This window comes from Allobosea sp. TAB14, from assembly GCF_052113865.1.
Taxonomy (GTDB): Bacteria; Pseudomonadota; Alphaproteobacteria; order Rhizobiales; family Beijerinckiaceae; genus Allobosea; species Allobosea spartocytisi.
This window is the reverse complement of sequence record NZ_JBFRDQ010000041.1, coordinates 1-22,050: the sequence shown is the minus strand read 5'-3', so window position 1 is coordinate 22,050 and position 22,050 is coordinate 1. Positions and strand designations below refer to the sequence as shown.

The window sequence follows — 22,050 nt, the reverse complement described above, 5'->3', positions numbered from 1 at the left end:
TCCGACCGATCAATGGCGCGGATCGATTTTTCTCGACCTTGGAATTTTGCACTGTCATCCCGGGCGACCGCAGGGAGACCCGGGATGACGGCGTGTTTTTGGGAATGCCTGACTGCGCCGGCTATTTCACCAGCAGCCAGTCGTCGATCACCAGCGCGTCGAGCCCGCTCGTATAGAACATCAGGATCGCATCCTCCGCCGTGTGGAGGATCGGCTTGCCCATGATGTTGAAGGAGGTGTTGAGGATCACTGGCACGCCTGTCAGTTCATGGAACGCCGAGATCAGCGCGTGATAGCGCGGATTGCGCTGCGCGGTGACGCTCTGGAGGCGGCCCGTCGCGTCCTCATGGACCACGGCCGGGACGCGGTCACGCACCGTCTCCTTCCAGGTGAGCGTGCGCTCCATATAGGGCGCGTCCTGGTAGTTCTCGAACCAGTCGGCGGCCTGCTCGGCCAGGATCGAGGGGGCGAAGGGGCGGAAGGCCTCGCGGTACTTCACCTTGGCGTTGAGGATGTCCTTGGCGTCGGCCGGGCGCGGATCGGCGATGATCGAGCGGTTGCCGAGCGCGCGCGGGCCGAACTCGGCGCGGCCCTGCACCCAGCCGATCAGCTTGCCCTTGGTCAGGAGCTTGGCGGTGACCGGCGCGATCTCGTCGGCGCTGAGCTTGCGCAGGCGCGGCTCCCAAGCCTGCATGCGTTCGAAGGGCTCGGTCGAGACCGTCGAGCCGAGATAGGGCGAAAGCGGCCCCTTCGGCGCGCGCCAATCCGGGTTCGCCTCTGCGTGACTAAGCCACGCCGCGCCAATGGCGTTGCCGTCGTCGGCAGGCGCGGAAGGCACGAAAACCGTCCGGAAGCCATGCCGGCCAACGATCTTGCCGTTGAAGGAGGAGTTCAGCGCGCAGCCGCCGGCCATGACGAGGTTTTCGCTCGGGACCAGAGCGGCGGTCTCGGCGAGCAGCGCCTCCATCATCTCGGCGAAGACATCCTGCCCGCAGCGGGCGAGGTCGGCCCAGCCCTTGTCGAGCGCGTCGGCCGGGCGGCGGGCGAGGATTTCGGCGGCGACCGCCTGCACGACATCCGCCTTGGCGAAGGAGAGCTTATGGCCCTCGATCGCATAGAGCCTGCGCAATAGCGCCATCAATTCCGGATCGGTCTTGCCATAGGGGGCGAGCCCCATGATCTTCCATTCCTCGCCCTTGGCCTGGTCGAAGCCGGCGAGGTCGGTGACGAGCCCGAAATAGAAGCCGATCGATTCACGTCCGCGATGGCGCTTCACTTCGCGCAGCTTGCCGTTCTCCAGCGCGAAGATGGCGGAGGCCCCGGTCTCGCCCATGCCGTCGACGACGAGGCAGGCGGCATTGTCGAAGGGCGAGGACCAGCAGGCATAGGCTGCGTGGCTGAGATGGTGACCGTAGCGCGTGAGACCGGTGACATTGGCCTTGTCATAGGCGCGGTCGAGGCCGAGCAGAACGCCCATGCCGGCGCGCTGTTGGGCGTGGTGGAGCGAGGCGATGAGCGCGCGCTCGGTGCGTTCCGGCACGAGCGAGCGGTTGAGCTCGGGCGAGAGCTTGAGCAGCGCCTCGAGGCTGAGGGAGCCGGCGCGCGCCATCTGGTCGAGGAAGCCGGTGAAGTCCTCGCCCCAGCTCGTGGCGATCGCGACCTCGGCGCCGTCCGGGATGTAGCGCTTCAGCAGCCCTTCCATGCGCGGGGCCGAATCCGGCTCGCAGTTCGGCGCGCGCTTGTATTGCAGATAGCGCTCGGTCGCCTCGGCGAAGAGAACCTCGCCATTCGGGCCGATGATCGCGAGGGCGGGGTCGTGGAAGGTGGTGGCGAGGCCGATCGTGTAACGCATGGACATGCCTTTACCCGTGCCGGGGCGCCGCGCCAATCCGAATGGCGCGGGCCGTCGCTGCGCGCGGGGGAGGGTTGCTATTTGTCCTTGAAGGAGATGCTCGCTGCCGTCTGGTCGATGGCTGGCTGGAGTTGCGGCATCTCGCTTTCGTCGGCCATGACGATCAGCCGCACGAAGCGGCTATCCGGCCCGATCGCCAGATACTGGGCAAAGCTCTTGTTGGCGCCATTCGGGTGCTTGAACGAGCCCGTGAGCAGCATGCCGTCCTGGCCGGCGAAGGGCACGCGCTTGCGCTCGGCGACCGTGGCGTTTTCCAGATTATGCGTGCCCTTGAGCAGGCTTTCGGAAAGGGCGTCCTCCTGGCCGGGCTTGACCGGCCCGGTGGGCTGGTAGGCGACGACCAGCAATGGCTGCGTGCCGGAAGGATCGGTGTTCTTGTCGCCGACCGTCATCAGCAGGCCGGAGCCGCCGATGCTGTCGATCACGCGGAAGGGCGCGGCCGCCTTGATGGCGAAGGGCAGGGCGGCGAGCTTCTCGTCGAGCGACGGCTCCTTGCCGAGCGAGACCGAGGCGATCATCGCCTTGATCTGCGCCGGGGCGAGCTTGGCCTTCTGGGGCGCCTGCACCGTCAGCATCACGGTCTTCTCGCCCTTGAGCAGGACGATCCATTTGTCGAAGGTGTCGCCGGTGGGTGCGACCTGCGAGCCCGTCAGCAAGGGCACCTTGTCGCCGCCGACAGTGATCTGTTCCACCGATTTGATCGTGATGTTCTGGCGGGCGAAGTTCGCCTTGGCCACATCGGCATTGCCGAACAGGGTGGAGAGCTGCGCATGGGCCTCGGGCGGCAGCTCGACGATCAGCACGCTCGCCTGGTTCGCCTTGTTCACCAGACCGGAGAAGCCGGTGGCCGGCTCGAAGCCCTTCGGTGCGGCGAGCGAGACGCTGGTGCCGGGGATCGGCTTGCGCTCCTGCGCGACGGCCGGCGCCAGCGCCAGCCAGGCGATGCAGGCGAGCGCGACAGCACCGGACTTGCCGAGCCGGGACTTGCCGGATCCGGAGCTGCCGAATCGGCTCGCGCGGCTGCGTGGATGGGTCATGGCTCGTCCTTCCGGTCTTCGATGTCGTCCGCAACAGAACGCCGCAATGCGACAAGAGTTCGTCATGCCGCCGGCTATGCGGTCCATCCGGTCTTTGGTCCGGTGGAATTCGGTCAGGGTCGGCCCGTGGCCGCAGCCATCAGCGCCTTCGAATCGGCGCTCGCCCAATCGGCCGGGCCCTGGATGATGCCGAGCTCGCAGCCCGTCTTGTCGACGATGATGCTGACCGGCATGCCCTCGACCTTATGCGCCTTGCGCAGCGCCTGGAAGGTCGAAGCCTGCGGGTCGCCGTAGAAGGGCAGGGTGGTGACCTTGTTCTCGGCTAGCCAGGCCTTCGGCTTGTCGAGGTTGCGCGTGTCGATATTGATGGCGACGACCGCGAAATCGGGGCCGCCCATCTCGCGCTCCAGCACGTCGAGCGCCGGCATTTCCTTCAGGCAGGGCGCGCACCAGGTCGCCCAGAGATTGACCAGGACGGTCTTGCCCTTGAAGTCGGCGAGCGTCAGCGGCTTGCCGTCCGGCCCGCTGAAGGCGAGCTCGGGCGCCGGCTCGGGCCGGGGGCGGATCTCGACCGCCGCGACCTCGCCCTTCGCCAGCGGCGCCATGCGCGCTGCGGTCTTGGCGGCCGCGCTGCATGATCCGTTGCCGGCATCGCCCAGCCCGGAGTAGAAGGCTGCCACGCCAGCGAGGCCGAGCGCCGCCACGACCCCGAGGGCCAGTCCGATCTTCGTTCCTGACGTCATCGTGCGTCCTCAAAAGCAGGAAAGACCGCCGTGAGCAACCGCATGTGGGGTGGGCGTTTCGCCACAGGTCCCGACGCCATCATGGAGGAGATCAACGCCTCCATCGATTTCGACAAGAGGCTCTGGCGCCAGGACATCCGCGGTTCGTTGGCGCATGCCGCCATGCTGGCCGAAACCGGCATCCTGACCAAGGAAGACGTCGCGACGATCACCGCCGGCCTCAAGCAGGTCGAAGGCGAGATCGAGAGCGGCGCCTTCACGTTTTCGCGTGCGCTCGAAGACGTCCACATGAACGTCGAGTCGAACCTCAAGGACAAGATCGGCCTGGCCGCCGGCCGGCTGCACACCGCCCGCTCGCGCAACGACCAGGTCGCGACCGACATGCGGCTCTGGGTGCGCGACACGCTCGACGAGCTCGACGGGCAGATGGCCGACCTCCAGCGCGCGCTGGCCGAAAAGGCCGATACCTATGCCGGCGCGGTGATGCCGGGCTTCACCCATCTGCAATCGGCGCAGCCGGTCACCTTCGGTCATCATCTGCTCGCCTATGTCGAGATGCTCGGCCGCGACCGCGGCCGGGTGCGCGATGCCCGTGCCCGCCTCAACGAATGTCCGCTGGGCGCGGCCGCGCTCGCCGGCACCTCTTTCCCGATCGACCGGCACATGACGGCGCAGGCGCTCGGCTTCGACCGGCCGACGGCGAACTCGCTCGATTCGGTCTCGGATCGCGATTTCGCGCTGGAGACCCTGTCGACCGCCTCGATCTGCGCCATGCATCTCTCGCGGCTGGCCGAGGAGATCGTGCTGTGGGCGACGCCGCAATTCGGCTTCGTCAGGCTCTCCGACGCCTTCWCGACSGGCTCCTCGATCATGCCGCAGAAGCGCAAYCCCGAYGCGGCCGARCTSGTGCGCGGCAAGGCGGGGCGCGTCTTCGGCGCGCTGCAGGCGCTGCTGACAATGATGAAGGGCCTGCCGCTGAGCTATTCCAAGGACATGCAGGAGGACAAGGAAGGCACGTTCGACGCCCTCCAGACGCTTTCGCTGTGCCTCGCCGCGATGGCCGGCATGGTCCGCGACGTGCAGCCCGACCTCAAGGCGATGAAGAAGGCGGCGGGCGCCGGCTATGCCACGGCGACCGACCTCGCCGACTGGCTGGTGCGCGTGCTGAAGATGCCGTTCCGCGACGCCCATCACGTCACCGGCCGGCTCGTCGGCATCGCCTCGGAGAAGAAGGTCGGGCTGGAGAAGCTCTCGCTCGCCGAGATGCAGGCGGTCGAGCCTCAGATCACCGAGGCCGTCTTCGCCGTGCTCGGCGTCGACCAGTCGGTGAAGAGCCGCGTCAGCTATGGCGGCACGGCCCCGGCCAATGTCCGCAAGCAGGCCAGGCGCTGGCTGAAGCAGCTTGCGAAAGGCTAGTCGGACGGCGAAACGCCACGTCATCCCGGGCTTGACCCGGGATCCATCGACGGGCGTTGGTGCTCTACGATGGATTCCGGATCTCCGTTTCGCGGCGTCCGGAATGACGGCGAAGGATTGTCGCAACCGCTCGCGCTTCGCCGCATCCTCCGCTACTGTCCCGCCACGTTTCGTTCGAGGGTTCGTCTTCGTGCTTCCATCCCGTCTGAATCTTGCCCGCCTGAAATTCGGCCGCACCCTCCTGGTCGTCGGCCTCCTCGGCGTGGCGCTCGCCGCCTGCGGGCGCAAGGGGCCGCTCGAAGCGCCGCCGAACGTCTCCGGCGCCGTCGACCTGCCGGACAACCAGATCGGCGCGCAGTCGAACGACGTGTCGGATTACGGTTYGGCCTCGGTGCTGGCCAAGCCGGCCAAGGCGAACCGGGCGATCACCGTGCCGGAAAAACCGTTCCTGCTCGATCCGCTGATGTGAGCGGCGGCGCCCTCACCAGCTTGCCGCGAAGTCATCCCGGCCAAGCGTAGCGCAGAGCCGGGATCCATGCCTGAGCCTCGACCGGAAGCGCTCCGGCAGGGCTTCCGGGTCTCCCTTCGGTCGCCCGGGATGACGGCGACGGTTCAACAGATCTCGTTCCGGGGTTCCGCCCATGCATCATTTCGCCTATCGCGACGGCTCGCTTCATGCCGAGGGCGTCGACCTCAACCGGATCGCGGCCGAAGTTGGCACGCCGGTCTATGTCTATTCGAGCGCGACGATCGAGCGGCACTACAAGCTCTTCGAGCAGGCACTGAAGAAGGCCGTGCCGGCGGGCAAGGCGCATGTCTTCTACGCCATGAAGGCGAATGGCAATCTCGGCGTGCTGAAGACGCTGGGCGCGCTCGGAGCGGGCGTCGATACCGTCTCCGAGGGCGAGGTGCGCAAGGCGCTGGCCGCCGGCATCCCGCCCGAGAAGATCGTGTTTTCCGGCGTCGGCAAGAGCGAGCAGGAATTGCGTTTCGCCGTCGAGGCCGGGATCTACCAGGTCAATATCGAGAGCGAGAGCGAGCTCGACCTGCTCTCGAAGGTTTCGGCCTCGCTCAGCAAGCGGCAGGAGGCGGTGTTCCGGGTCAATCCCGATATCGGCGCCGGCGGCCATGCCAAGATCACGACGGGCTCCTCCGAAAACAAGTTCGGCGTCTCCTTCGAGGAGGTCGGCCGGCTCTATGGGCGGGCGGCCAACATGCCGGGCGTGCGGATCATGGGGCTTGCCGTGCATATCGGCAGCCAGATTCGCGAGATCGACGCCTTCGAGGCGGCCTATTCCAAGATGGTGGCGCTGGTCGGCGCGCTGAAGGGGGAGGGGCACCGCGTCGAGCGGCTCGATCTCGGCGGCGGGTTGGGCATTCCCTACGACATCCCGAAGAGCTTCGATTACGGCCCGGGGCTGATCGAGGCCTATGCCGAGATGGTGGGACGGGTGACGAAGGGGCTCGATGTCGAGCTCGGCTTCGAGCCGGGACGTCTCATCGTCGGCAATGCCGGCATCCTGCTGACGCGGGTACTGCATCTCAATCCGCGTCCGACCAAGCAGTTCCTCATCGTCGACGCGGCGATGAACGACCTCGTCCGGCCGGCGATGTACGAGGCCTATCACGAGATCTGGCCGGTGGCCGAGCCGGCGATCGGGGCGCCGGACGTCGCCTATGACGTGGTCGGGCCGATCTGCGAATCGGGCGACACCTTCACCACGGGGCGGGTGCTGTCGGCGCTGAAGCAAGGCGATCTCATCGCCTTCATGACCGCCGGCGCCTATGGCGCCTCGATGTCCTCGACCTACAATCAGCGCCTGCTCGTGGCCGAGGTGATGGTCAAGGGCGACCAATATGCCGTGACCCGTCCGCGCCAGAGCTATGAGGAGCTGATCGGGGCGGACAGGTTGCCGGGGTGGTTCGCGTAAATTCACGCGTCATGCTCGGGCTTGACCCGAGAATCTCATGACCAGTTGGCTCTGGTTTCAGCGATGCTCGGGTCAAGCCCGGGCATGACGGCCTGTGTGCCCGTTCACGAAACGTCGAGCGCGGTGCAAAGGCCGGTCCGGGGACTGGCAATGCCACATTCCCGTGTTAGCCTGCTTCAGTAAGGCGATGAACCGACGGAAATGGGGGCTGCCCGGAGCGATGGCATGAGCGAGGCAGAGCGCCGCAAGGCGCCCGACACGATGGACGGCATCCGGCAACGGTTGCGCCGCCTCACGCTGGCCTCGCGGGTTTCGCTCGGCTGGGAACGGCTGTGGCCGCGGCTGTGGTTGCCGCTCGGTGTCGTCCTCGCCTTCCTCGCCTTGTCCTGGTTCGGGCTCTGGACCCATCTGCCCTGGTATGGGCGGATCGCGGGCGTGCTCGCCTTTGCGGGGGCCTTTCTCGCCAGCCTCTGGCACGTCGCCCGCATCGTGCTGCCGACGCATCGCGACGCGCTGACCCGGCTCGATCGCTCCTTCGCCGGCGGGCATCGGCCCGCTTCGGCGCTGGAGGACAGCCTCGCCGTCGGCTCCAGCGATCCGGTTTCGCAAGCTCTCTGGAAGCTGCATGTCGAGCGCCAGAGCCGGCAGGTCGCGGCGCTCAGGATCGAGGCGCCGCGTCCGTTGATGGCGGCTCGCGACCGGCGGGCGCTGCGCGCGGTGCCGCTGCTCGCCGCCATCGCGGCCTTCTTCGTCGCCGGCCCCGAGACGACCCAGCGCCTCTCCGCCGCCTTCGACTGGCAGGGTCCGCCGGGCGCCTCGCCCTCGACCCGCATCGACGCCTGGATCGACCCGCCGGCCTATACCCGCCTGCCGCCGATCCTGATCGACTTCGCCAAGCTCGCGAGCCCGCGTCTCAGCGCGCCGGAGAAGTCGACGATCGTCGTGCGCATCGCCGGCAAGACCAATATGGACGTCGTCACCACCGGAAAGCTCGAGACCAAGCCGGCCGAGGCCCAAGACGGCAAGGCCCAAGAAGGCGAGGCGGGCGCCCAGCCGGCCCGGCAGGCGCAAGGCAGCGACCCGCAGCAGGCGGTGCTGGAGAAGCGCTATGTGCTCGCCGGCAACGGCACGCTGAGATTGACCGGCAGCGGCGCGCCCGGCACCACGCTCAGCATCACCGCCATTCCCGATTTGCCGCCGACCATCGCCTTCGTCGATACGCCGAAGCCGGTCGTTGGCGCCCAGTCTGGGGGCTTGAGCATCACCTACAAGGCCAAGGACGATTACGGCATCGCCTCGATCGAGGTCGATGTCTCGCGCCCCGACGCCGCTGCCGGCGGCCGCTCGCTGGTCGACCCGCCGAAGCAGAACCTCGCCGTGCCCTCCTCCGCCACCGGCGAGGAGGAGCTCAAGGGCACCGTCGATTTCTCGGCGCATCCCTGGGCCGGGGCGAAGGTCCGGATGGTGCTGATCGCCAAGGACGAGGCCGGGCAGGAGGGGCGCAGCCAGCCGGTCGAGGTCGTGCTGCCGCAGCGCACCTTCACCAATCCGCTGGCCAAGGCGCTGGTCGAGCAGCGGCGCAAGCTCGTGATGAATGTCGACGACCGCTCCAGGGTGCAGCTCGCCATGGATGCGCTGATGATCGAGCCCGGGCTCTTCATGAAGGAGATGGGGACCTATCTCGGCATGCGCATGCTGACGGAGCGGCTGCGCAAATCCGGCAGCGACGACGAGTTGCGCGAGGTGTCCGAGCTGATGTGGGCGATGGCGCTCCAGCTCGAGGACGGCGACATGTCCGATGCCGAGCGGGCGCTGCGGCAGGCGCAGGAGAATCTGCAGCAGGCGCTGGAGCGTGGCGCCTCCGAGGAGGAGATCAAGAAGCTCACCGAGGAGATGCGGCGGGCGATGGACAACTACATGCGCCAGCTCGCCGAGCAGATGATGCGCCAGCAGCAGAACGGCCAGCAGAACCAGGCGCAGCTGCCGGAGAATTTCCGGACGGTGACGCCACGCGACCTGCAGAACATGCTCGATCGCATCGAGGAATTGTCGCGGCGCGGCGACATGGCCGAGGCGCAGCGGCTGATGGAAGAGCTCAACCGGATGCTCAACAATCTGCAGATGGCGCGGCCCGGCCAGGGCGATCCGCGCCAGAACCAGATGAACCAGGCGCTGGGCGATCTCGACCGGATGACGCGCGACCAGCAGAACCTGCGCGACGAGACCTATCAGAACCAGCAGCGCGGGCAGGGGCAGACCCAGCGCGGCCAGCGCCCCGGCCAGCAGCAGGCGCGCCCCGGTCAGCGTGGCCAGCAGGGCCAGCAAGGGCAACGCGGCCAGCAGGGCCAGCGCGGTCAGCAGCCCGGCCAGCAACCGGGCGATCAGGGCGAGGACGGCGAAGGCGGCGAGGGCATGCAGGGCCAGAACGGCCAGGGGCAGGGTGGTCTGTCCCAGCGCCAGCAGGCCCTGCGCGAGCGGCTGCAGGATCTGCAGCGGCGCATGCGCGGCATGGGCGCGCCGCAGAATGGCGAGCTCGGTGAGGCCGAGGAGGCGATGCGCGAGGCCGAGCGGCAGCTCGGGCAAGGCGACGGGGAAGGGGCGCTGGACGCGCAGGGCCGCGCGCTCGACGCGCTGCGCCGCGGCGGCCAGAACCTCGCCCAGCAGATGCAGGGCCAGCCCGGCGAGGGCGACGGCGAGGGCCAGGCCTATGGCGAGCCGGACGGGCGCCAGCAGGGCCGCCCCTCGGCCCAGCAGCGCGGCAGCGAGGATCCGCTCGGCCGCCCGCAGCGTCAGCGCGACTGGGCCGATGGCCGGGTCAAGGTTCCCGGCGCCGACGAGAGCGCGACGCAGCGGGCGCGGCGCATCCTGGAGGAGCTGCGCAAGCGCCTCGGCGATCCGCTGCGGCCGCAGGAGGAACTGGATTATCTGGAGCGGCTGCTCCGGCGGAACTGAGCGGACCGCTCCCCGCGCCTCTCAGCTCTTTCGCTGCGCGGCGAAGCGCGCCGCGGCCCTGAGCGTGTCCGCCGTGGCCCCGAAGCCGTCGAGTGCCTCCACCGCCGCCTCGCTCAGCCGGTCGCGCTCGCGCTTGGCGCCGKCGAGCCCCAGCACGCCGATCAGSGTCGCCTTGCCCTTGTCCTCGTCCTTCGCCGTCGCCTTGCCCATCTGGGCCGCATCGGCCTCGACGTCGAGAATGTCGTCGGCGATCTGGAAGGTCGCGCCCAGCGCCCGGCCATAGGCGTCGAGCGCCGTCAGCGCCGCCGCATCGGCGCCGCCCAGCCGCGCGCCGATCTCGACGCTGGCCGCCAGCAGCGCCCCGGTCTTCATCGCCTGCAGGCGCCGGATCTCCGCCTCGGTCAAGGCATGCTTCTGCGCCTCGAAGCGGCCCTCGGCGGCGAGGTCGAGCATCTGGCCGCCGACCATGCCGCCAAGCCCGGAGGCGCGGGCGAGGCAGCGCACCAGCGCCACCCTGATCTCACCCGATTCATGCGTCTCCGGATCGGCCAGCACGTCGAAGGCGAGCGTCAGCAGGGCATCGCCCGCCAGGATCGCGGTTGCCTCGTCATAGGCCTTGTGGACGGTGGGGCGCCCCCGGCGCAGATCGTCGTCGTCCATCGCCGGCAGGTCGTCATGAACAAGCGAATAGCAATGCAGCAGTTCGACCGCAGCGCCGGCCCGCAGCGCCTGTGCCGAGGGAACGCCGAGAAGCCGGGCCGTCTCCACCGTCAGGAACGGTCGCAGCCGCTTGCCGCCCGCGAGCGCGCCGTGGCGCATCGCGGCGACCAGACGCGGCGGACGCAGGATTTCGCCGGCCGCCGGCGTCTCGGACAGGAGGCTCTCTAGCAGCGTCTCGACCGCCGCGGCATTCTGCGCCAGCCGGGCATCGAGATCGGCGTGGCTGGCCTGTGACGGGACGGAACTCATGCGTGGGTCTCGCGTTCGCTGCCGGGACGGGGGCCTTGCCGGACGTTTGCCGCATCGTCAAGGTGCGGGGCCATGGCGGATGCGTCGGCGGAGCGGCGGGAAACAGGGAGCGGTCTCCTGGCTTGGGTTTTCGGATGGTGCCTGAGGCTGACCTTCTGGCTCGTCCTCGCCCTCGTCGTTGCTCTGGTGCTCTATCGATTCGTGCCCGTGCCCTCGACGCTGATGCTCGGCCGCTGGCTGACGCTGCGGCCGGTCGAGCGCGAATGGGTGCCGCTGGAGCGGATTTCGCCCAATCTGATCCGCGCGGTCATCGCCTCCGAGGACCAGCGCTTCTGCAGCCATCGCGGTGTCGACTGGGTCGAGCTCAACGCGGTGATGGAAGACGAGGACGGGCCGAGCCGCGGCGCATCGACGCTGACCATGCAGACGGCCAAGAACGTCTTCCTCTGGCCGGGGCGCTCCTACATCCGCAAGGGGCTGGAAATCCCGCTCGCGATGGTGAGCGACCTCGCCTGGGGCAAGCCGCGCGTCATCGAGGTCTATCTCAACGTCGCGGAATGGGGCGAGGGCCTGTTCGGGGCCGAGGCTGCGGCGCAGCACTATTTCCGCAAATCCGCGGCCCGGCTCACCCCGGTGGAGGCGGCGCGTCTTGCCGGGGCCCTGCCGAATCCGATCCTGCGCAATCCGGGCAAGCCGAGTCGCGCGCTGCAATCGGCCTCCGGGCGCGTGCTGCGCCGCATGGGCCAGCTCGGCTCCCTTGGCAATTGCGCCTTGCCCGGCTAACTCCTCCGCGAAGACGAAGCCGGCTCCGGCGCCCGACATCGTTGTGGGCAATGGTCAGTCAGCCACTTTTTCACATGAGGCTCTAGCCAGCGCGCGCCTGAGCGTGTATGGGCAACGCCTCACGAGATTGATCCGTCGTCGTGGCGGTGGCGCAGCTTTGGCGAGCGGCGCTCCGAGCGGCGGCACGATGGAGAGTACAATGGCCGTTCCGAAGAAGAAGACGTCGCCGTCGAAGCGCGGCATGCGCCGCTCGGCCGACGCGCTGAAGCAGCCCACCTATATCGAGGACAAGAACTCCGGCGAACTGCGCCGCCCGCACCATGTCGATCTGAAGAGCGGCATGTATCGCGGCCGCCAGGTTCTCAAGGTCAAGGCCGACGCCTGAGCCGGAATGGCCGGATCGCCTCCGGCCTTCGCTCGAATCTGATGAAACCGGCCGAAAGGCCGGTTTTTTCTTTGTCTTGTCGGGCCGAGAGTCGCGCTCGGAACCTGTGAGCATGACGGCGCCGGAATGGCTGCCCTATCCGCCATATGCCGGGGGCGGGGCTGTAAGCCCTTCAGCGCCTCGCCGACGACAACGCCGCCAGCCGCGCCGCGGCGCGATAAAGCAGCACGGCCGATTGCGACGTCGCCAGGCCCTTGAGCGCGAAGGGCCCGATCCGCGCTTTGAAGGCCGCGGCCTGCAGCAGCACGAGCGCGGACGCGCTGAGGTTCAACCCCTCAGGCGCTGGCCTCTCTCCGTTACGCATATGTCTCACTCCGGCACGGGCACTCTGTGACGGGGCGGAAGTTGCAAGACGGTCGCCAGGCTTAACGGGGCGTTAAGCAAAAACCCTTCATCATTTCGAAACACTTCCCCAACCAGCCGGACATGGCGGGGCCGCACCAGAACGATGCGGCGCGAACAGTCCGATGAGGCCGCCCGCGATGCCTTCCCCCGCGCTTTTCAGCTTCCGCAAGGACAATGCGGCTGATCCGAGGGGATTGCTCTCGTCGATCGGCGAGGTGGTCTATAGCTGGGACATCCAGAGCGACGCGCTGAGCCTGGGCCCGAATGCCGCGGATGTCTTCGGCACGCTCCCGGAGCGGGCGATGACGCGGGGCATCGGCTTCGCCGCACTCGTCGAGCCCGGCAGCGGCCCGAGCCGCTACGACGCGATCTTCGGCTCGAGCGAGCAGGATCAGGGCGAGGGCGTGCTCTACCGCACCCGCTACGCGATCGATCTCGGCGGCCGGAAGATGTGGGCGGAGGATACCGGCCGCTGGTTCGCCGGCAGCGACGGCCGCCCGGCCTGCGCCCGCGGCGTGCTGCGACTCGACCGTGCGGTGCGCAGCGAGGAATTTGGCTCTTCCGGCAGCGATCTCTGCGATCGCCCGGCCCTGGTCGAGCAGATCGGCCTCAGCCTGCAGGAGCATCTGCCGCAGGACCGGCCGGTGGTCGTCCTCGTCGCGGCGATCGACGAGCTTGCGCGCCTCAACGACGATTTCGGCCATGAGGCGACCGACGAGATCGTCATCACGGCGCATGAGCGGCTGCGCTCGGTGACGCGCCAGCGCGACCATCTCGTTCGCTATGCCGGCAACAGCTTCGCGATCATCCTGTCCGGCTGCCCGCGCGACCAGATCGATTCGGCGGCCCGCCGCTTCATCAAGGTGGTCGCGGAATCCGCCATCGAGACCAGCCACGGCATCGCGCTGGTGCGGCTGCGCGTCGGCGCGGCCCATGCGCCCGAGCTCGGCAGCCATGCCGGCGAATTGCTGGCGGCGGCCGAGGGCGCGCTGGCGGCGGCGCGGGCTGGCGCCTGCGAGGATGCCGTCATCGCCCGCCCGCAGCGCCGGCACCAGGACAGGGCCGACCATGGCGGGCTCGACGTCCAGGCCGTCACCGCGCTGAACGAGCGGCGGGTGCGGCTGGCCCTGCAGCCTGTCGTCTCGGCCCGCACCCGCGAGGTCGCCTTCCACGAAGCGCTGCTGCGCGTCGGGCAGCCCGAGGCCGGCCTGTTCTTCGCTTCGGCCGAGCTGGTGCCGCTGCTCGAGCGGCGCGGTCTGGTGCGGCTGTTCGACCATCGCGTGTTCGAGCTTGCGCTGGCGATGCTGGCCGGGGACCCGGCGCTCAAGCTGTCGATCAACGTCTCGCCGGTCTCGCTCGGCGATCCCGAATGGCTCGACGCCTTCCTGACGCTGGCCGGCTCGTCGCGCGGCCTCGCCTCACGGCTGATCGTCGAGATCACCGAGACGGCGACCATCCAGGACCCGGTCCGGATCGCGAAGCTGCTCGCCCGGATCAAGCAGCATGGCTGCCGCATCGCGCTCGACGATTTCGGCGCSGGSCATACCTCGCTSMRGCATCTGCGCGCCTTCCCGATCGACATCCTGAAGMTSGACGGSGCCTTYACGCAGAAYCTGCGCCGYTCGACCGAYGACCGCTTCTATGTCCGCACGCTGATCGAYCTCGCSCGCCATCTCGWGGTCGAGACCGTCGCCGARTGGGTCGATGACGAGTTGCAGGCGACGATGCTGCGCGAYTGGGGCGTGACCTATCTGCAGGGCCATCTCGTCGGTCGCGCCGAGCTCGTGACGGAAGCCCAGCCGGAGCGCCGCCGCGCCGTCGGCTGATGCAGGCCGGGGCTGCGGCGGGCAACGCCCGCCGCCTTCGGCTCACTTGCTGCGGGAAAGCTTGTCCAGCCGCTCGCGCATTTCGGTGAGCTCGCGCTTGAGATCGCCGAGATCGTCGGCCTTGGCCGGCTCCGACGCGGCTTCCTGCTTCGCCTTCGCGGCCGCCGCGGCGGTGAAGGGATTGAACATCCGGAAGGCCTCGGTGAAGATCTGCATGTTCGCGCGGGTCTGCGCCTGGATGGCGTCGAGCGCGGGCGCTCCGAAGGCGGTGCCGCCGAAGGCCGGGCTGCCGAAGGCCTTGCTCATCTGCTCGCGGAACTTGCTCTGCTCCTGCGCGAAATTCTCCATCGAGAATTCGAGATAGCGCGGCACCAGCGCCTGCATGCTGTCGCCGTAGAAGCGGATCAGTTGGCGCAGGAACGCGATCGGCAGCAGGTTCTGACCGTCCTTGGCCTCTTCGTCGAAGATGATCTGCGCGAGCACCGAGCGGGTGATGTCCTCTCCCGACTTGGCGTCGTAGACGACGAAATCCTCGCCGCCGCGCACCAGCCCGGCCAGATCCTCCAAGGTGACGTAGGAACTCGTACCCGTATGGTAGAGGCGCCGATTGGCGTATTTCTTGATGACGGTCGGTTCTTTTTCGCTGGCCATCATGTCCTGCTAGACGTTGATCCGCCCCGTGCCGGCGGTGCCGGCGCCGTTTGGCGGAACGTTCTCCCTGCCGTGACGATAGCCTCTCGGTGCTGCGCCGCAAGCTTTTTGAGCGTGCGGCGCAAAAACCGGTCGGAATTGAGGCGATGTCTCCGCCGCGACCGCGCGCTCCACAGCCGGGAGGCCCTGCCAAACGCCGGATATGGCAGTAGGGCTGACTTGACGGCGTCACGGCGGCCTTCGAAGGTGGGCGAAGGTTGCGCCGGCGGGAGCGGCGCGGCAGGTCACAGCAGAATAGCAAGCAAGGAATTCCCCCATGGCAGATACGGACATCGTGATCGTCGGCGCAGCGCGCACGGCGGTAGGCGCCTTCAACGGCGCTTTTGCCAACACTCCCGCCCATGATCTCGGCGCCGCCGCGATCAAGGAAGCGCTGAAGCGCGCCAAGGTCGAGGCGGCCGAGGTCGACGAGGTCGTGCTGGGCCAGGTGCTCGCCGCCGGCCAGGGCCAGAACCCCGCCCGCCAGGCCGCGATGGCCGCCGGCATCCCGCAGGAGAAGACCGCCTGGGGCCTCAACCAGCTCTGCGGCTCGGGCCTGCGCACGGTCGCCATCGGCCTGCAGCAGATCGCCAATGGCGATGCCGACATCATCGTTGCCGGCGGCATGGAATCGATGTCGCTGGCGCCGCATGCCTCGCATCTGCGCGCGGGCACCAAGATGGGCGACACCAAATTCATCGACACCATGATCAAGGACGGGCTCTGGGACGCCTTCCACGGCTACCATATGGGCACCACGGCCGAGAACGTCGCGACCAAGTACCAGATCAGCCGCGAGGAGCAGGACCGCTTCGCCGTGGGTTCGCAGAACAAGGCCGAGGCTGCCCAGAAGGCTGGCCGGTTCAAGGACGAGATCGTTCCCTTCACCATCTCGACCCGCAAGGGCGACGTGGTCGTCGACAGCGACGAGTATCCGCGCCACGGCGCGACGCTGGAAGCCATGGCCAAGCTCAAGCCCGCCTTCTCCAAGGACGGCACGGTGACCGCCGGCAACGCGTCCGGCCTCAATGACGGTGCCGCCGCCCTCGTCATCATGACGGCCAAGGAAGCGGCCCGCCGCGGCCTCACCCCGCTCGCCCGCATCGCCTCCTGGGCGACGGCCGGCGTCGATCCGGCGATCATGGGCACGGGCCCGATCCCCTCGACCCGCAAGGCGCTCGAGAAGGCCGGCTGGAAGGTCGCCGATCTCGATCTCGTCGAGGCCAACGAGGCCTTCGCCGCGCAGGCGCTCGCGGTCAACAAGGATCTCGGCTGGAACCCTGACATCGTCAACGTCAATGGCGGTGCCATCGCGATCGGCCACCCGATCGGCGCGTCGGGCGCTCGCGTGCTGGTGACGCTGCTCCACGAGATGGCCAAGCGCGACGCCAAGAAGGGCCTCGCCACGCTCTGCATCGGCGGCGGCATGGGCGTCGCCTTGGCCGTGGAGCGCTGAGACAAGCGCCTCTGCTTATGGCGAAGCGCACGACGCTCTACCGCTATCTCACCGGGCCCGATGACGCTGCGTTCTGTCATCGGGTCACCGAAGCCTTGAGCCAGGGCTGGTCGCTCTACGGCCAGCCGACGCTCACCTTCGACGCCGCGCAAGGCCGCGTCATCTGCGGACAGGCCATCACCAAGGACGTGGACGTGCCCTACACGCTCTATAAATGGGACGTCGGCGACTATGAGTCCTGCGTCGCCGGCATCGCCAAGGTCGAGGCTGAGCTCGGGCCGGTCGACGTGCTCGTCAACAATGCCGGCATCACCCGCGACGGCATGTTCCACAAGATGACCAGGGATCAGTGGGACGCGGTGATCAACACCAACCTAAACTCGCTCTTCAACATGACCCGCCCGGTCTGGGAAGGCATGCGCGCCCGCAAATTCGGTCGCGTCATCTGCATCTCCTCGATCAACGGCCAGAAGGGCCAGATGGGTCAGGTGAACTACTCCGCCGCCAAGGCTGGCGATATCGGCTTCGTCAAGGCGCTGGCGCAGGAGGGCGCACGCGCCGGCATCACCGTGAACGCGATCTGCCCCGGCTACATCGCCACCGAAATGGTCAAGGCGATCGATCCCGCCGTGATCGAGAAGTCGATCCTGCCGCATATCCCGGTCGGGCGACTCGGCGAGCCCGAGGAGATCGCCCGGGCGGTCGTGTTCCTCGCCGGCCCGGATGCAGGCTTCATCACCGGCTCGACCCTCTCGGCCAATGGCGGCCAGTACATGGCGTGAGCCGCCCGGCAATCCGCCGTCGTTCTCGGGCGCCGCAAGGCGGTGACCCGAGAATCTCGCACCGGAGGGGGAGCTCTTCCGCCAAGAGATGCCCGGGGCGCTCCCAGGCCTGAGGCCGCCCGCAGAAGCAGCGCTTCCGTACTTGTATATTTCCATATTTCCTATATCGTGGAAATATGGAAATTACAGATGCCGTCACGCGCCTTTCCGCGCTCGCTCATGAAGGTCGCCTGGCGGTCTTCCGCATGCTCGTCYAGACAGGCCCCGACGGCATCGCCGCCGGGGAGATCGCGCGCCGCCTCGGCGTACCTCCCAGCAGCCTTTCAGCCAATCTGACCGTGCTCAGCCATGCCGGCCTGATCGCGGCGCGGCGGGAGGGCCGCTCGATCGTCTATACCGCCGGGTATGACGAGATGACGCGGCTGCTCGGTTATCTCCTCGACGATTGCTGCGGCGGATCCCCCGAGATCTGCCTGCCGCTCGCGGAGAAATTCGCGCAAGCGGCTTGCTGCGCCCATGACGCCGCCTCAGCGTAACTTCGCCATGCACGCGGCGGTCAGCCCCATTGCGGATGCGACGCTGGCGCACCGCCTGGCAGCGGAGGGGCTGGGAACGATGGCCCTGCTCGCCATCGTCATTGGCTCCGGCATCATGGGCGAGCGGCTGGCCGGCGGAAACATCGCGATAGCGCTTATGGGCAATACGCTGGCGACCGGGGCAGGGCTGGTCGTGCTCATCACCATCTTCGGCCCGGTGTCGGGCGCGCATTTCAACCCGGCCGTCACCCTGGTCGCGACGCTTCGGCGCGAACTGCCCCGGAGGGTGGCTTGCGCCTATGTCGCAACGCAGCTCATCGGCGCCGTTCTCGGCGTCTGGCTCGCCCATGCCATGTTTGCCGAGCCGCTTCTGCAGGTTTCGGGCAAGCTTCGCGACGGTCCGGGCCAGGCCTTGTCGGAATTCGTCGCCACCTTCGGCCTCGTCGCCGCCATTTGCGGGGCAGCGCGCTTGAGGCCGCAGGCCGTGCCGTCGATCGTCGGCCTCTACATCGTGTCGGCTTACTGGTTCACGGCCTCGACCTCCTTCGCCAACCCCGCCGTCACGCTGGCGCGCAGCCTGTCCGACAGCTTCGCGGGGATCGCTCCCGGCTCCGTGCCGGTTTTCCTTGCGGCGCAGCTGGCGGGTGCCGCGGCAGCCTCGATGGTCTTCCACTGGCTTCTTCAGGAGAATGCGGCGCCATGACTGCCGGCTTTCCGATCACCATCTTCCACAATCCCGCCTGCGGCACCTCGCGCAATGCGCTCGCGATGATCCGCGCCGCCGGCTACGAACCGACGGTTGTCCATTATCTCGACACGGGTTGGACTCTGGCGCAGCTCCGGCAATTGCTCGACGCGATGGCGGCACCGCCGCGCGATATCCTGCGCGAGAAAGGCACGCCGGCTGCCGAGCTCGGCCTGCTCGACCCGGGAATCTCCGAGGATCGGATTCTGGACGCGATGGTCGCCCTGCCCATCCTGGTGAACCGCCCGATCGTCGTTACGACGAAGGGCGTGAAGCTGGCGCGCCCTTCCGAAGTCGTGCTCGAGCTTCTGGAACGCCGCCCCGACTCGTTCACAAAGGAAGACGGCGAGGTCGTCCGCTTGGCGGCGATCTAGAGCACGACGGGGCCACGCAGTCATCCCGGGCCTGACCGGGAATCCATGCCGGAGCGCTTCCGATGGAAGTTCAGGCCTTCCGCGCTCCCCTCGGCAGCAGGAAGGTCAGGAGCCCCAGTGCCGGCAGCCAGGCGCAGAGCTTGAACACCTGGATGATGCCGACCTGGTCGGCGAGCGCGCCGAGAGCCGCCGCCGCCACGCCGCCCAGCCCGAAGGACAGGCCGTAGAACAGACCGCCGACAAGGCCGATGCGGTGCGGCACCAGATCGATGGCGTAGATCAGGATCGCCGAGAAGGCGCTCGCCATGATGAAGCTGACGATGATGCTGAGCACGCCCGTCCAGAACAAATCCACGTAAGGCAGCGCGAGCGCGAAGGGCAGCGAGCCCAGGATCGACAGCCAGATCACCCGGTCGCGGCCGATCCGGTCGCCGATCATGCCGCCGAGGATGACGCCGATGGCGCCGACCACGAGATAGAGAAACAGCATGATCTGCGAGAGCTGCACCTCCACGCCGAAGCGCGTGATCAGGTAGAAGGTGTAGTAGGAGGTGAAGGCAGCCGTGTAGCCGTTCTTCGAGATCAGCAGCACGACCAGTACGGTCATGGCCAGGATGATGCGCCCGCGCGGCAGGCCGTGGCTGGCGATTTCCTCGACATGCTCCTTGGACGATGTCTGCTCGCGCCGCATCGCCGCATAGCGCGCGCCGATCCAGCCCATCAGCCCCATCGCCAGCAGCACGACCAGCGAGAACCAGGACAGGCTCTCCTGCCCGCGCGGCACCACCACCATCGCCGCCAGCAGCGGGCCGATGGCGTAACCGACATGGCCGCCGACCTGGAACACGCCCTGCGCCAGCCCCTGCCGCCCCGCGGCGGCGTGGCGTGCCATGCGCGTCGCTTCCGGGTGGAACACCGCCGAGCCGAGGCCGATCAGCCCGGCCGCCAGCAGCACGACGGCATAGCTGTGGGCGAAGGAGAGTAGCAGCAGCCCGGTCAGCGTCGAGCACATCCCGGCGACCATCGCATAGGGCCAGGGCCTGCGGTCGGTGACATAGCCGAGCAGCGGCTGCAGCAGCGACGACGTCACCTGGAAGGCCAGCGTGATGAAGCCGATCTGCATGAAGTCGAGCCGATAGGCATCCTTGATCAGAGGATACAGCGCCGGGATCATCGACTGGACGAGGTCGTTCAGCAGATGGGCGACACTGAGCGCCGCCAGAACCGGCATCAACGGGCGGCGGACGACGCCTTCTATCGGGATCGTGGTCATGAATGAGGCATGATGCGAGCCGGCGTCGCGGTCAACGGTTTCCGGAACATGGCGCCCATGGCTGCCATGCTGAGGTGCAATGCAGCATGATGCCGGGGGCTGCCGGACAAACTGGCGCCGGCCCATCGGCAAGCCCGACGAAACCTGCTATCGCCGCCCTGTTTCGAGCCCGGCTTTTCGTCATGACCTCCCGCACCGCCACTCTCATCGGCTTCTGCGCCATCCTGCTCTGGTCGACGCTSGCKCTGTTCACSGCSATGTCSGGKCGSGTRCCKCCGTTCCAGCTCGTCGSCATGACSTTYGYCATCGGCGGCCTGCTGATCCTCGCCATCACGGCGCTGCGCGGCGAGCTCAGCCGGATCAGGCCGACGCCGGCCTCCTTCGCACTGGGCCTCTACGGCCCGTTCGGCGACAGCGCGCTCTACTATGCCGCGGTGAAGACGGCGCCGCCGGCGGAAGCGAACCTGATCCATTATCTCTGGCCGCTGCTGATCGTGCTCTTCGCCGCGCTCCTGCCCGGCGGCGGGCTGAAGACCCGCCATCTCGTCGGCGCCTTCATCGGGCTCGTCGCGACCGGGCTCCTCGTTTCCGGCGGCCTCGGCAGCGGCGGCGGGCTCGCTTTCGGCCATGTGCTGGCCGCGCTCGGCGCCTTCGTCTGGGCGAGTTATTCGGTGGTCTCGCGCCGCTTCGCCGATGTGCCGTCGGAAAGCCTCTGCGTCACCATGCTGGGTTGCGCCGTGCCGGCTCTCCTCTGCCATTTCGCCTTCGAGACGACGCTGTGGTCGCTCACGGGGGTGGAGTGGGCCGGTGTTCTCGGCCTCGGGCTCGGCTCGATCGGGCTCGCCTTCGTCGTCTGGGACATCGGCATGAAGCAGGGCGATGTCGCGCTGCTCGGCGTCGCCTCCTACGCCGCCCCGGTGCTCTCGACGCTGGTGCTCGTGCTGTTCGGCTATGCGCAGGCGAGCTGGCTGCTGGCGGCCTCCTGCGCGCTCATCGTCATCGGCGCGCTGGTGGCGAGCGGGGTCGGCCGGCCGCCCCGGAAATAGAGGCGCGGGCGCCTCTCTCCTTGTGGAGACCGGGCGTCTCCGAAGCCGGCAGGGGCTACTGCCAGCGGCCGAAGGCGTCGCCCAGCGTCTGGGCGCCCGAGACGCCCTTCTCGAAGGTGATGATGCCGCGGCGACCGGAGGTGAACAGCACGGGCAGGTCGATCCAGCTCCGGTTCAGGATGAGATCGGTGTTGCGCTCGACCTCGACCGGCACGTTGGACAGGGCCGCGACGAAGAGATTGTCGCCGAGCGCCGAGTTGATCGCCGAGAGCGGCGCGCCGCGCTCGCCTTCCGCGGTCTTGAACTGCGGTACGCCGACTTCCTTGATCCCCTGCGTCGCCGGGTCGCCGGTGGCGGTGAAGCGCATGCCGACGATGTGCGAGGCGGGGAAGGCCGAATCGGTGTTGCGCCGGATGGTGAAGTCGAGATTGACGCCCGCTTCCGGGATTTCGATGGTGGCGCGCACGATGGTCTCGACGGGCCGGCCCTGGCCGGCGCTCTCGCTGTCGAGCCGCCAGAAGACGCGGCCATTGACGGTGCGCGGCTGCTGGGGGTTGTCCGGGTTCTCGACATAGAGGATGGCGCGCTGGGCGACGGCGATCTCGCCGCCCGGCTGCTGCACCGGCGTGCCGGCCGCGTTGTTGCCGCCCGCATTGTTGGAGCGGCCCTGCGCCGGCGCATTGGCGTCGCCGACGCGGTCGCCGATCTTGCCGGCATTTTCCGGCTGGGCCGGCTGCTGCCGGGCCGCGGTTTCCGCGCCGGGATGCGTCGCGTCCTGCGGCTTGAGCT

The 22,050-nt window shown here is 68.2% G+C and carries 20 protein-coding genes and 1 pseudogene; 13 read left to right on the top strand and 8 right to left on the bottom strand.

All coding sequences use genetic code 11. The features are described from left to right. Window positions 1–121 precede the first annotated feature (121 nt). The 3 genes from AB4Y99_RS08445 to tlpA all read right to left on the bottom strand — a co-directional run bounded on the left by AB4Y99_RS08445 (window position 122) and on the right by tlpA (window position 3,692). Complete coding sequence (locus AB4Y99_RS08445) at window positions 122–1,852, bottom strand: carbamoyltransferase family protein (protein ID WP_441523011.1); 1,731 nt, start codon at window positions 1,850–1,852, stop codon at window positions 122–124. Window positions 1,853–1,929: 77 nt separating this feature from the next. Then, window positions 1,930–2,949 carry a hypothetical protein gene (locus AB4Y99_RS08440; protein WP_441522997.1) on the bottom strand — a complete coding sequence of 340 codons (1,020 nt, stop codon included), beginning with the start codon at window positions 2,947–2,949 and terminating at the stop codon, window positions 1,930–1,932. Between the two features lie 113 nt (window positions 2,950–3,062). Then, entirely contained in the window at window positions 3,063–3,692 is a 630-nt protein-coding gene (tlpA, locus tag AB4Y99_RS08435; protein ID WP_112765236.1) for a thiol:disulfide interchange protein TlpA, read from the bottom strand. A 30-nt stretch (window positions 3,693–3,722) separates the two neighbouring features. Between tlpA and argH the strand changes: the two genes are divergently transcribed. From argH to AB4Y99_RS08415, 4 genes are all read left to right on the top strand, one after another. Then, a complete protein-coding gene (argH, locus tag AB4Y99_RS08430; RefSeq protein WP_441522996.1) occupies window positions 3,723–5,108 on the top strand; it encodes an argininosuccinate lyase in 1,386 nt (461 codons plus the stop codon). Window positions 5,109–5,298: 190 nt separating this feature from the next. Then, a complete protein-coding gene (lptM, locus tag AB4Y99_RS08425; protein ID WP_441522995.1) occupies window positions 5,299–5,577 on the top strand; it encodes an LPS translocon maturation chaperone LptM in 279 nt (92 codons plus the stop codon). Window positions 5,578–5,749: 172 nt separating this feature from the next. Continuing rightward, window positions 5,750–7,039, top strand: a complete 1,290-nt coding sequence (gene lysA, locus AB4Y99_RS08420; protein ID WP_441522994.1) for a diaminopimelate decarboxylase — start codon at window positions 5,750–5,752, stop codon at window positions 7,037–7,039. Between the two features lie 225 nt (window positions 7,040–7,264). Then, complete coding sequence (locus AB4Y99_RS08415; RefSeq protein WP_441522993.1) at window positions 7,265–9,991, top strand: TIGR02302 family protein; 2,727 nt, start codon at window positions 7,265–7,267, stop codon at window positions 9,989–9,991. Between the two features lie 21 nt (window positions 9,992–10,012). On the opposite strand, the gene AB4Y99_RS08410 is transcribed toward AB4Y99_RS08415, so the two are convergent. Continuing rightward, window positions 10,013–10,960: a polyprenyl synthetase family protein gene (locus AB4Y99_RS08410; protein ID WP_441522992.1), complete on the bottom strand. Its 948-nt coding sequence runs from the start codon at window positions 10,958–10,960 to the stop codon at window positions 10,013–10,015. 72 nt (window positions 10,961–11,032) lie between these two features. On the opposite strand from AB4Y99_RS08410, the gene mtgA reads away from it, so the two are divergent. Both mtgA and rpmF read left to right on the top strand, forming a co-directional pair. Next, window positions 11,033–11,743: a monofunctional biosynthetic peptidoglycan transglycosylase gene (gene mtgA / locus AB4Y99_RS08405; RefSeq protein ID WP_081925442.1), complete on the top strand. Its 711-nt coding sequence runs from the start codon at window positions 11,033–11,035 to the stop codon at window positions 11,741–11,743. 199 nt (window positions 11,744–11,942) lie between these two features. Then, on the top strand, window positions 11,943–12,128 hold the full coding sequence (gene rpmF, locus AB4Y99_RS08400) for a 50S ribosomal protein L32 (RefSeq protein WP_038363858.1): 186 nt from the start codon (window positions 11,943–11,945) through the stop codon (window positions 12,126–12,128). Between the two features lie 172 nt (window positions 12,129–12,300). Here rpmF and AB4Y99_RS08395 read toward each other — a convergent pair whose 3' ends face one another. After that, window positions 12,301–12,459: a hypothetical protein gene (locus AB4Y99_RS08395; protein ID WP_162720285.1), complete on the bottom strand. Its 159-nt coding sequence runs from the start codon at window positions 12,457–12,459 to the stop codon at window positions 12,301–12,303. Between the two features lie 211 nt (window positions 12,460–12,670). Between AB4Y99_RS08395 and AB4Y99_RS08390 the strand changes: the two genes are divergently transcribed. Beyond that, entirely contained in the window at window positions 12,671–14,359 is a 1,689-nt protein-coding gene (locus tag AB4Y99_RS08390; protein WP_441522991.1) for a GGDEF domain-containing phosphodiesterase, read from the top strand. A gap of 42 nt (window positions 14,360–14,401) precedes the next feature. Here the strand turns inward: AB4Y99_RS08390 and phaR are convergent, their stop codons facing one another. Then, complete coding sequence (gene phaR / locus AB4Y99_RS08385) at window positions 14,402–15,010, bottom strand: polyhydroxyalkanoate synthesis repressor PhaR (RefSeq protein ID WP_112765267.1); 609 nt, start codon at window positions 15,008–15,010, stop codon at window positions 14,402–14,404. A gap of 316 nt (window positions 15,011–15,326) precedes the next feature. On the opposite strand from phaR, the gene AB4Y99_RS08380 reads away from it, so the two are divergent. The 5 genes from AB4Y99_RS08380 to arsC all read left to right on the top strand — a co-directional run bounded on the left by AB4Y99_RS08380 (window position 15,327) and on the right by arsC (window position 18,942). Beyond that, the gene (locus AB4Y99_RS08380; protein WP_112765244.1) at window positions 15,327–16,505 is read left to right on the top strand and encodes an acetyl-CoA C-acetyltransferase; all 1,179 of its coding nucleotides are present in this window, start codon (window positions 15,327–15,329) and stop codon (window positions 16,503–16,505) included. A gap of 17 nt (window positions 16,506–16,522) precedes the next feature. Continuing rightward, a complete protein-coding gene (gene phbB, locus AB4Y99_RS08375) occupies window positions 16,523–17,287 on the top strand; it encodes an acetoacetyl-CoA reductase (RefSeq protein ID WP_441522990.1) in 765 nt (254 codons plus the stop codon). A gap of 176 nt (window positions 17,288–17,463) precedes the next feature. Beyond that, the gene (locus AB4Y99_RS08370; RefSeq protein ID WP_441522989.1) at window positions 17,464–17,823 is read left to right on the top strand and encodes an ArsR/SmtB family transcription factor; all 360 of its coding nucleotides are present in this window, start codon (window positions 17,464–17,466) and stop codon (window positions 17,821–17,823) included. Next, entirely contained in the window at window positions 17,804–18,526 is a 723-nt protein-coding gene (locus AB4Y99_RS08365) for an aquaporin (protein WP_441522988.1), read from the top strand. The genes AB4Y99_RS08370 and AB4Y99_RS08365 overlap by 20 nt, the downstream gene beginning before the upstream one ends. Continuing rightward, on the top strand, window positions 18,523–18,942 hold the full coding sequence (gene arsC, locus AB4Y99_RS08360; protein WP_441522987.1) for an arsenate reductase (glutaredoxin): 420 nt from the start codon (window positions 18,523–18,525) through the stop codon (window positions 18,940–18,942). Before AB4Y99_RS08365 ends, arsC begins: the two co-directional genes overlap by 4 nt. 70 nt (window positions 18,943–19,012) lie before the next feature. Here arsC and AB4Y99_RS08355 read toward each other — a convergent pair whose 3' ends face one another. Further along, window positions 19,013–20,215 carry an MFS transporter gene (locus AB4Y99_RS08355; protein ID WP_441522986.1) on the bottom strand — a complete coding sequence of 401 codons (1,203 nt, stop codon included), beginning with the start codon at window positions 20,213–20,215 and terminating at the stop codon, window positions 19,013–19,015. Between the two features lie 182 nt (window positions 20,216–20,397). Between AB4Y99_RS08355 and yddG the strand changes: the two genes are divergently transcribed. After that, on the top strand, window positions 20,398–21,261 hold the full coding sequence (yddG, locus tag AB4Y99_RS08350) for an aromatic amino acid exporter YddG (RefSeq protein ID WP_441522985.1): 864 nt from the start codon (window positions 20,398–20,400) through the stop codon (window positions 21,259–21,261). Between the two features lie 55 nt (window positions 21,262–21,316). Here the strand turns inward: yddG and AB4Y99_RS08345 are convergent. Further along, window positions 21,317–22,050: pseudogene (locus AB4Y99_RS08345) on the bottom strand (histidine kinase); the annotation flags it as partial.